Source organism: Streptomyces sp. NPDC019224, assembly GCF_040632605.1.
In the GTDB taxonomy this organism is placed as follows: domain Bacteria; phylum Actinomycetota; class Actinomycetes; order Streptomycetales; family Streptomycetaceae; genus Streptomyces.
This window is the reverse complement of sequence record NZ_JBEYCF010000095.1, coordinates 1-9,515: the sequence shown is the minus strand read 5'-3', so window position 1 is coordinate 9,515 and position 9,515 is coordinate 1. Positions and strand designations below refer to the sequence as shown.

General features: G+C 71.0%; 3 protein-coding genes and 2 pseudogenes. 2 read left to right on the top strand and 3 right to left on the bottom strand.

Translation table 11 applies throughout. From position 1 onward, the window contains the following. Positions 1-514: pseudogene (locus ABZ564_RS32395) on the top strand (IS5/IS1182 family transposase); the annotation flags it as partial. Positions 515-1,111: 597 nt separating this feature from the next. On the opposite strand, the pseudogene ABZ564_RS32390 reads toward ABZ564_RS32395, so the two are convergent. The 3 genes and pseudogenes from ABZ564_RS32390 to ABZ564_RS32380 all read right to left on the bottom strand — a co-directional run. After that, a pseudogene (locus ABZ564_RS32390) lies at positions 1,112-1,709 on the bottom strand (IS6 family transposase); the annotation flags it as partial. A 609-nt stretch (positions 1,710-2,318) separates the two neighbouring features. Further along, on the bottom strand, positions 2,319-3,725 hold the full coding sequence (locus tag ABZ564_RS32385; RefSeq protein WP_360863039.1) for a hypothetical protein: 1,407 nt from the start codon (positions 3,723-3,725) through the stop codon (positions 2,319-2,321). A 49-nt stretch (positions 3,726-3,774) separates the two neighbouring features. Continuing rightward, complete coding sequence (locus tag ABZ564_RS32380) at positions 3,775-8,145, bottom strand: AAA family ATPase (protein WP_360863037.1); 4,371 nt, start codon at positions 8,143-8,145, stop codon at positions 3,775-3,777. Between the two features lie 100 nt (positions 8,146-8,245). Here ABZ564_RS32380 and ABZ564_RS32375 point away from each other — a divergent pair, with 100 nt between their 5' ends. Beyond that, positions 8,246-9,262: a translation initiation factor 2 gene (locus ABZ564_RS32375; RefSeq protein WP_360863035.1), complete on the top strand. Its 1,017-nt coding sequence runs from the start codon at positions 8,246-8,248 to the stop codon at positions 9,260-9,262. Positions 9,263-9,515 lie beyond the last annotated feature (253 nt).

Below are 9,515 nucleotides of genomic sequence, written 5' to 3'. Positions count from 1 at the left end.
GCCGTGCGGCGGAGAGAAAGCGGGGCGCTCGCCCGTCGACCGGGGCAAGCAGGGACTGAAGCGCTCGGTCGCCTCCGACGCGTGCGGGGTTCCACTCGGGATCGTGTCCGGCGGGGCGAACCGGCACGACTCGCCGCTGCTCGGCCCCACCCTGGCAGCGGTCAAAGAGCAGGCCGGTGCGATGCCGGAGGCCGTCAACGTTAACCTCGACCGCGGGTACGACAGCACCAAGTCACGTGTGTTGATCGGCGAGTTGGGATTCTCGGCCGAGATCGCCCGCAAGGGCGTGCCCGCCCCGATCCAGGCCGGCAAGCGCTGGGTGCTGGAGCGCACGCACTCGTGGATGAACGACTACGGCAAGCTGCGGCGCTGCACCGAGAGGAGCGGCGATGTCGTGGACTTCTACCTCTACCTCTACCTCGCCGCCGCACTCGTCACGCTCCGCATGCTCATTCGACGCTCGACGAGCCGCTACCGCTGGGACGGCCGCCCCACCACCCGACGCCTCAAGTGATCCATTTACCGGTGGGTCTTAGTGGTCCCGCTCGGTCATCGCCAGAGGCGAGCCGGAGTGACCACGTCGTGATCGCCAACGGCTGCACGCTATGCCCCAGGTCGGCGGGTAGGGGGGAATCACCCGGAGAAGTCATCCGGTCGTGTACTGCCTCGGCGCGCGACCGAGCTGCGGGTCACTCCAGTAGGAGGCGTCTGTGGCAAACACCGCCAAGACGACTGCATCGGTCAACCCCTCGTACAGCAAATCCAGAGGGGGAGAGTCTCGCTGCCCCCGATGTCCTCCGGGGCGGCTGGCTACGCCGCCCCGCAGGCGCCCGCCCGCCACCGAACCCAATCCGGTCGGCCCAGCAGCTGCGCCGCATCCGGGAGCCCGGCCCGCCATAGGAACTCGATGACGGGCGTTGTCAAGTTGATGGGTGGGTGACTGTCTGATGGGGCGTCGGGGCGTGGTGGCCGACGGCCCGGGCTTGTGCTCAGGCCGTGGGGGCCCGCTGGTAGCGCCGGTGATCTGGTCCCAGATCGCGAAGCGGATGGTCATCTCGGCGCGGTGGCCGGAGGCGGTCATCAGGTGGCGGCGGGGTCGGAAGTGGGGTGAGAGACCGCTGAACGCGGACAGGAACCGCTGGGCTGCCGCCGACACTGCGGAAGCCCTTCATCGCGCGTTCGCGCTGCCGGGTGGGCTGGTGGCTGTTCTCTGCCCGGTTGTTCAGGCCCTTGTGAGAGCGATGCTCCACGGAGGGCATCACCTGGCGGTGGGCGGCGCCGTAGGAGCGAAGCTTGTCAGTGATGATCACCCACGGCCCTGTGCGGGTCGTCTCCAGCAGGCGCCGGAAGAAACGCCTGGCCGCAGCGGTGTCCCGCCGGTTCTGCACGAGGATGTCGAGGACGGTGTCGTCCTGGTCGACGGCCCGCCACAGGTACTTCTGATCTCCATTGATCTTGATGAAGACCTCGTCCAGATGCCATCTATCCCCGGGCCGGGGCCGCCTCCGGCGCAGGCCGTCGGCATAGGCCTGCCCGAACTTCGCGCACCAGCGCCGGCTCGTCTCGTACGAGACGATCACACCGCGCTCGAGCATCAGCTCCTCGACCTCACGCAACGACAGCGGGAAGCGGAAGTACAGCCCCACGCAGTGGGAGATCACCTCGACCGGGTACCGGTGCCCCGGGTACGACGGCGACGCGGACGACACAAGCGATCCGCTCCTCGGCACGGTCAACTCCAAGATCATCCCACCCGGTCAATCAACGTGACAGTGCCCTTTTTAGGTCAAGAGCTGTGAGTGCTCACGGAGAAGGGCCGCAGGGCAGCCAAGCTGCTGCTGCCGAAGTCGGTGAGGATCTCCGCGCTGAGCAAGTTCCGCCTCGATGCCAAGGGGCGGCTGGTGAAGGACGACGGCTACGACGAACACGCCGCCGTCACCTCGACCGCAGCCGTGCTCACAGGGGCCGGGCACTCCGCTGTCCTGGCAGACCGAGATCGCCCACCGCCTGCCGTACGGGTACATCCAATACGCCGACCTGACGATGCGCCCGGATGCCGGGGTGCGCGCGATGCTCCTGGAGGTCGACCGTGTCAACGGGCCCGTTGAGCGGCCACTGTACGGCGGCCGCGTACGAGCGGGCCCGGCTCCGCCGCCGGTGCTCTGGCCGCCCGGGTCCGCCGTCGCGCGGCGAGCGGAGCGGTTGGGTTCCCGCCCCGCCCGTTCCCCGTCGCACGGCCCGTAGGCGCGAGGCCGTCGCGCCCCGGCCGTTCCGCACCGGCCGGAAGGAGAGCCGTTCGCTGCGGGCCTCCGGCCGTGTCAGTCCAGGACGACGACCGTCTCCTGTTGCACCGCCGCGTTCGGCACCCGTGGCGCCTCCACCTCGACCAGCCAGAGGCCCGGCGGCGGATCGAACACGGCTCGGTACCGGCCGTCATCCACGGGCAGCACTCGGCGCCGCTCCAGCACCTCGCCGGTCGCGGGGGAGACCAGACGGCTTTCGAGGAACAGCCCGTCCTCCTCCGAGACCGCCGCCACCTCCAGCGGCTCGCCCTTCGCTACGGCCTCGGGGACGTCGACGCCGAAGCCCATGCTCAGCGTCTGGTACGGACGGTGCTCCAGGGCCTCGTACCGGTCCAACAACTGCCGGTGCAGATGGACGTCGTTGGGCAGGGCCGTGTGGCCGAGCCGGAACCAGTCGACCCGCGCGCCGTCGGCCCAGTCCGGCGGCGTCGCGGAGAGGCAGGGAACCGTGCCGTCCCCCTGCCAGCGGGTGTCCCCGGGAAAGCGGTCGTCGTAAGTGAGTTGCCCGGCGGACAGCCGCAGCAGCACGTCCGTCGGCTCTCCTCGGCCGCCGGAGGCGAAGAGCTGGTAGGCATCCGGCCGGCCGGACGCCCGGTCCGCCGCGACGTTGTCCCGGATGTGCGCGCCGAGCTCCCGGCGGAAGTCGAACGCGTCGCGCACCATCGCGGTGTCAAGATCTGGCACGGACACGTCCTCGAGCCGGGTGCCCTCCGGATACCCGTCCACGCACTGGTACGTGGGCAGCAGCTGGTGCACCGCCGGCATGCTCCGTGCCGCCTCGATCAGCCGGTCGCGCAGCCGCGCCGGCACGGCCCGGAACTTGCGGCCGGGGAACGTTCCGGTCAGCGCCTGGACGGCCTTCACCGCACCCGCGTATGGCGTGCCGATGGTCACCAGCGACCGGGCGGTCTCCCGGCCGCCCAGTACCTCCAGGTAGTAGCGCGCCACCAGCCCGCCCATGGAGTGGCAGACGAAGACGACCTTCGGCGCACGCTCACCGGTCTTACCCAGGGCGCGGCACTCCTCCGTCCAGCGGCCCAGCTCCCGTTCCACGAAGGCCTTCAGGAGCCCGGCGGAGTGCCGGTTCGACAAGCGCCAGTCGTACGGGAAGACCACCATTCGCCCTGCGGCCAGGCCCCCCAGGTGCCGCGCCAGCTTCTTGTAGGCCACGTGCGGCATCAGGCCAGGCCAGATGCGCGGCTCCTTCAGCAGCCCGTGTGAGGACAGCGCGTGCGGCGCGGACGTCTCCGGCGCCTCGTTGCCGATGCCGGGCGGCAGCGTCAGTCGCTCGAAGTAGCGCTCCAGGCCGAACAGCACGCTGCCAGCCACACCGGGGGTGAGGTTCCAGACATCTTTCCCCTCGGCATCACGCAGCACGCTGCCCATGATTCCCGGGACGAACACGACCAGGTCGTTCGCCATCTCTCTCCTTGTTCGTCGTTCCGTGTTCCGACTTTTGTGCGTCTCGTCGTCAGCCGCGACTCTCGTCGATTCGCAGGACGTCCATGCGCTCCCGGCCCACCGCCGCGACCAGCAGCCCCGACTCGCTCGGGGCGGCGAACACCTGGTGTACGTCGTAGCCCCGGTCGGGCAGCACCCGGTGCTCGCCCGAGCCGCGGCGCGAAGCACGTCCGGCTTCGTCGACCGCCCATTCGTGGATGATTCGGGTACGGCTCGCGCCGAGGAGCACGAGTCGGCCCGCCGGCGTCGTGCAGAAGGCCAGCGAGCGGACGTCGGTGACATCGCTGCGCGGCCGCAACCGCCGCCAGCCGGTGTTGTCCTCCAGTGGGTCGTCCGGCGAACCGGTGAACACCCCGGCGGAGGTGGCGAGCGCCACGAGCGGCCGGCCCCGGACGTCATGGATGCCCGCAAGCGCACGGGCGGGCACGGGGTTCGGCAGTCGCGGCAGCCGGAACCGCAGGGGCGGCGCGCCGGGCTCCGCCTGCGGCCAGACCCACGCGGAGTCGCCCGCCGTGGCCGCCACGAAGGGCTCGGCACCGGGTGCTTCTACGGACACGAGATGTTCGATCCGCCCGACGCCGACGTGCAGGCCCGCCCGCTGCTCGCCCGTGGCGACGTCCCAGCGGCGCACGTACCGGTCGGTCGCCGCGAGCACCTCGACCGCGTCGCCAGCACCCGCCAGAGCCACCGCGGTCACGCTGCTGTCGCGGTGCACATCGAGCGGAATCTCCGTACCGCCCTCGTCGTTCAGTGCTCTGACACGCAGGCAGGGACCGTGTTCGGAGTGATGCCCGCCCACGGCGAGCCACACCTTCTCGTCGCCCGGAGCGCTTCGCAGCGCGAGCGAGGAGACCCGGTCGAGGGCCCGGTCGTCGGCCAGGTGCCGCCCGCTCAGGTCCCAGACCCGGACAGTGTTCTCCGCGGCGAGCGCCACCGCCCCGCCTCGGGCCGTCCCAGTCATCGCCCCCACATGACCGCTTCCCGAACTGGGCATCCCGGTCCGCGGGCCGCCCGCCCCCGCCCCTCCACCGGGCGTGCCGTCGGCCCGTCGCCACACCCGGATCCGGGAGCCGTCGGCCACGCACACGGACCCCTCGTCATCGCGCAGAAACGCCACCGAGCGGGGCTGGGTGCGATGCCCTGGCAGGGCGGGCAACTCCTCGGTCTCCGGAACTCCGTTCCGTACGCCGTCACGCACCCGCCAAAGCCGTACGGTCCCTCCGTCGACCGCAGCAACCAGCAGTCCCTCCGGGACATCCCGCAGCGCCACTGCCGAACCCGACGCGTGCCGCAGGGCCGCCGTGTGCACCAGCTCGGCGCCCGGCCGGGCCTCGCCGGTGACGTCGCCGCCATTGACACGCCAGAGACGCACCTGCGGCCGGGCCGTACCGAGGACGGCGACGTGCAGGCCGGCGCCTGAGCCTGTGGCGGCGAGGGCGTCGGCCCGGCCCGCGTCCGCGCCGAAGGCCACCAGCTGTGCGCCGCTGCGGGCGTCCCACACCACCACCCCGCCGTCCCCGGCGGCCAGGACGCACGGCAGACCGTGAAGGGAGGCGACGGCCACACTCTGAACCGGGCCGGCACCGGGCCATGGCCAGAAGCCGCGGTGCCGGGGGCGCCCGTCCCGCCATTCCCACACGGAGACGGTCGTGCCGCTCGCTGCGACGACGAGCGTGGTGCCGCCCGCGGACCCGGCCGCCACGTCGCTGATCCGCGAGCCCCACCCGTACACCTCGACGGGCCCGGAGGCGGACGTCCAGACGACGATGCGCTCGGCGTCTGCGACCGCAGTCACCGCCGGGCCGAGCGGCGCCACCGTTAGCGCGTGGAACGCGCCATTGCCCAGCCACCGGTGCAGGAAGACGGGCTGGCCGCCGGGCCGAGGCCAGTGCCAGAGCCGCTCACCCGCCGCGAGCAGACCCCGGCCGTCGCTGTCGGCGGCCACCGCCCTTACATCGCCCTGCGGCACCTTCAGCGTCCGGAACGGTGGCACGGGGCGGGTCGTCGTCCACTCGTCCGTCCAGAACAGCAGGCCGGGGGAGCGGGCCCAAGCCCGTAACTCCGGCTGCTGGTAGAGCGCTGTGGCCTGGAGCAACGCCGAGCGCTCGACCGGATTCCGGCCGGTGAGCTCCTCGGCGACCCGCCGGTAGAGCTCCGTCCGCGCCGTAGCCGCACAGTCCGGCCGGTCGAGCAGCAGAATCAGCCGCTCGGGCTCCGCGTTGACCAGCATTTCCGCGTCCTCCGCCAGCTCGGCCAGGCGGCCGCACGCTGCGGCGTGGGCGGTGGCGTAGCGGGCGATGTAGGCGTTGGTGGCGCCGCGCCCCCGGTGGACGGTCCGGTGAGTGTGCAGCAGGACGTCCGTCATGACCGCGTGCAGCTCGGCCCTGGGCCGGCCGGTGCCCTCCAGGAGATGATGGGCGAGAGCCTCGTGGCCCAGTCGGTAGACGGGCTGGCCGGCCTCTCCGTACTCGACGACATGGGCGCCGGCCACCCGCCTGATCCGCCGGATGTCCTCCTGGGTGTACGCCGCGGTCTGCCCGCCTTGACCGGTCTGCTCGCTCTGTCCGGCCAGGCGGGACGCAGCGTCGAGCCAGATGTCGTCGGCGTGGGGTAATCCCGCGCCGTAGGACAGGGCCAGCGGCAGCAGCAGCCCGCGCGCCCAGCCGGCGGGCACGGGACCGCCGGGCCCGGCCGAGGCGACCCGGTCGAGGTCCCGGATCTCCTGCGCGAGGGCCTCTTCCAGACCGGCGGCGAGCAGCTCACGGAACTCCTCGCTGTCCGGAGCGAGCGCCCTCCCGGCACGCACGAGCGCCGCGCAGTGCAGCCGTGCGACGAGGAACACGCCCTGGCTCCGCTCCACGAGAACCCGCACCACCGCCTCCCGTAACCCAGCATCCGTGCGGTACGGCGAGTCCGGCACGGACAGTCGGCGCGTCACGTACTCGGCGATGTCGTCCGAGCGGTCGTGCACCGTATCCAGGTCGTGTGTGGCGGCGTCGAGCAGTGCGAGGGCTGGGCCGGCTGTGGGGCGACTGCCGACCAGGATCTTTACGTTGGGCTGCTGCCCCAGCGGGCCGAGCACCTCGGTGACGACCGCGTCGAGATGGGCTGGGTCCGTCTCGTCGAGCCCGTCGACCAGGAAGGCGGCCTCGCCCTCGGCCCGGCAGGCCGCGATGAGCGCCAGGACCGCCTCGCCCACGTCCTTCCAGCCGGTCTCCGGCTCCGGGATCTGCATGCCGAGAGCCAGCTCGCGGGCACATTCCAGGGCGCTGCGGCCACGGCACTGGATGCCGGCGGAGATCGCCCCCGTGAGGCTGCTGCGCCGAGTCGGCGGCAGAGCGCTGAACTGCGGGGTGTCCCTGATCGTCATCAGCGCGATCTGCCCAAGAAGCGTCGACTTGCCGCTTCCGGGTGCGCCCGTCACGACCATGATCCCGTTGCGGCCGGAGGAGCTCAGCCACTCCGTGATCCGGGCGAGCGAGTGCCGTCGTCCGACGAACGGCTCGTCCTCCTCCAGGAACAGTCCGGCGAAGCGGCTGCGCAGCAGACGCTGCACCTGCTCGCCGAGGAGTATTTGCCGCCGAGTGGGTGCGGTGGCGGACACGGGGCGCGCGGAAGGGTCGTAGTGCGGATTGACGAAGAACCCCAGGAGCCGTCCGCCGCCGTGGAGTTGCGGCATGACGAGGTCGCCGCCCGTCATGTCGGAGAGGACGTGGTGGACCGCTTCGACCACCACCGCCCCGTGCACGGAGCGCGCGTACGCGTTCCACAGCGGCTCCTCGCGGAACTCCTGGTCGCGCGCGTCGACCAGCCGCCGCCACGCGCCCAGCCAAAGCCCGACCTGCGCGAGCTCGTCGCCGCCCACCGTGCCCAGACAACCGATGCTCCGGCCGGGCACGCCTGCGCCCGGCGGCCCGGGCCGCACGACGCCGGACGCGACCTCCCGCTTGACGTACTCGTTGTAGACCTCGTAGGCGAAGCCTGCTGCATGACAGGTGTCGACGACGAACAGCACATCACCGCTCAGTCTGACCAGGATGCGGCCGAGCTCGTACGGATAGAACATCGGGTGCTTGTCCTGGAGGTCGAAGTCCCTGCAAGGCAGACCGGCACGCTCCCCGTCGTACTTGAAGCCGTGCCCCACCCAGTAGATGAGTTTGCGCTTCGCTGGAGACTTCTGGATCAGGTCAAAGGCGTCTTCGATCTCCCGCTTCGTCCCCGAGATCACCGGCGCGTCGGCGTCGAAGCCGAGCCGTCGGGCCAGCGTGCGGAAGTCCTCCGCGCAGCGGCGGGCGGACTCCAGCCCGGCGTGCGGGGCACTGTCGTACTTGTCGACGCACACGACGAACGCCTCGCCGTGAGCCCCCGCGCCACCCACCACGCCCGCCTCCCGTGCCCCCTGGTGAGGATGTTGCAACCATCTCCGACGATGTGCAACTGTCGTGGCGCACCGTGTAGTTCACAGCTCGGGGAAGGCTGCCGTGACAGATCGCGAACCCATTCGAATCGGACCGCTTCAAACCGACTGCTACGTCTTCGAAGGAGACGGCACCCGTCCAATCGTCGAGGAAAACCTCAAGATCTACTTCGACGCCGACGAGCCCGTCTACCTGCCCGAGGACGTACGACGCTGGCGCCAGGAGATCGAGGAGGAGCAGCGCACCCGGGCCGTCGCCGGGGCCGACCGGCGCTGGAACCACCCCCGGTTCGCCGTCGAGACAATCGCCGTCACCCGAAGCGACGACGTTGAGGACCCGATCGTCGAGATCCGCTTCTCACCCTCGGACTACTTCACATACCTCGCCGCACAGCAGCTCGACGACCGGCGGCTTGAGGAGGGCGACGGCGCCGGGTTCACGCTGCGTGAACACTATCTGGCCGGCCGAGACCCGGTGACCGTGAACGGGTTCCTGTCCAGCAGCTTCGGTGCCAACGTCGCCGTAGTGACCGGCAAGGACAACCGGATGTTGTTCTCCCGGCGCAGCCCCACCGTCGGCGGCAACGCCGGATTCTGGAATTCCTCGGCCAACGAGGGTCTCTCCGGGAAGCACGACCTGAAGGACGGCGTGCCCGACCTCTTCGGCGCGGCCCGCCGCGCGCTGCGCGAAGAGCTGGCGGTCCATCAGAGCGACGCCTGCGACCTCGAGCTGCTGTCGTTCGGTATGGACCTCGGCCACCACCAATGGGCCGCCTTCTTCCTGGCCGTGCTGCCCGACCTGAGTGAGGCGGAGCTGCGGGACCGCTGGAGCCGGGGCGTCGACGACAAGTGGGAGCACGCCGAGTTCCGGTTCGTTCCTGCCGAACCCGACGCTGTCCTCGACTTTCTGCTCGCCCCGGCCAATTGCGAACAGTGGACCCCGTGTGGGCCGGCCCTCTTCTTCCACGCGATCGTGCGCCTGATGGTCCGCCGCCTCGGCGACACGGGCGAGGGGCGGCTCGCGGTGGAGCGGGCCATCGCCCCGGCGGTCGCACGGGCCGAGGCGGAGGCGGCCGGCTGAGCGGAGGCATACCCTTGCACGGGCGCGGGCCGGCGACCCGCCCGCGCACCGGCACCCGGGGCAGGGCGTGGGGGAGGGGAGATCTGACTAGCTGTTGTCCAACTAATCATGTGTTTGACCTGCAGTTTTGCTGTTTGTGATCACCACGGTTCGGGGTACAGGGTGTCGAGGTCTTCGCTCTCGAGTCCGGAGGTGCCCTCGTGCCCACGCCTGCTGCTGTGCTGAAGCGCCGACTGTGCGCGTTCGAAGCCCG

What these genes read in the sequence shown, in the direction of transcription:
- ABZ564_RS32385 (WP_360863039.1), bottom strand. Translation starts at nt 3,725, where the DNA reads ATGGCGAACGACCTGGTCGTGTTCGTCCCGGGAATCATGGGCAGCGTG.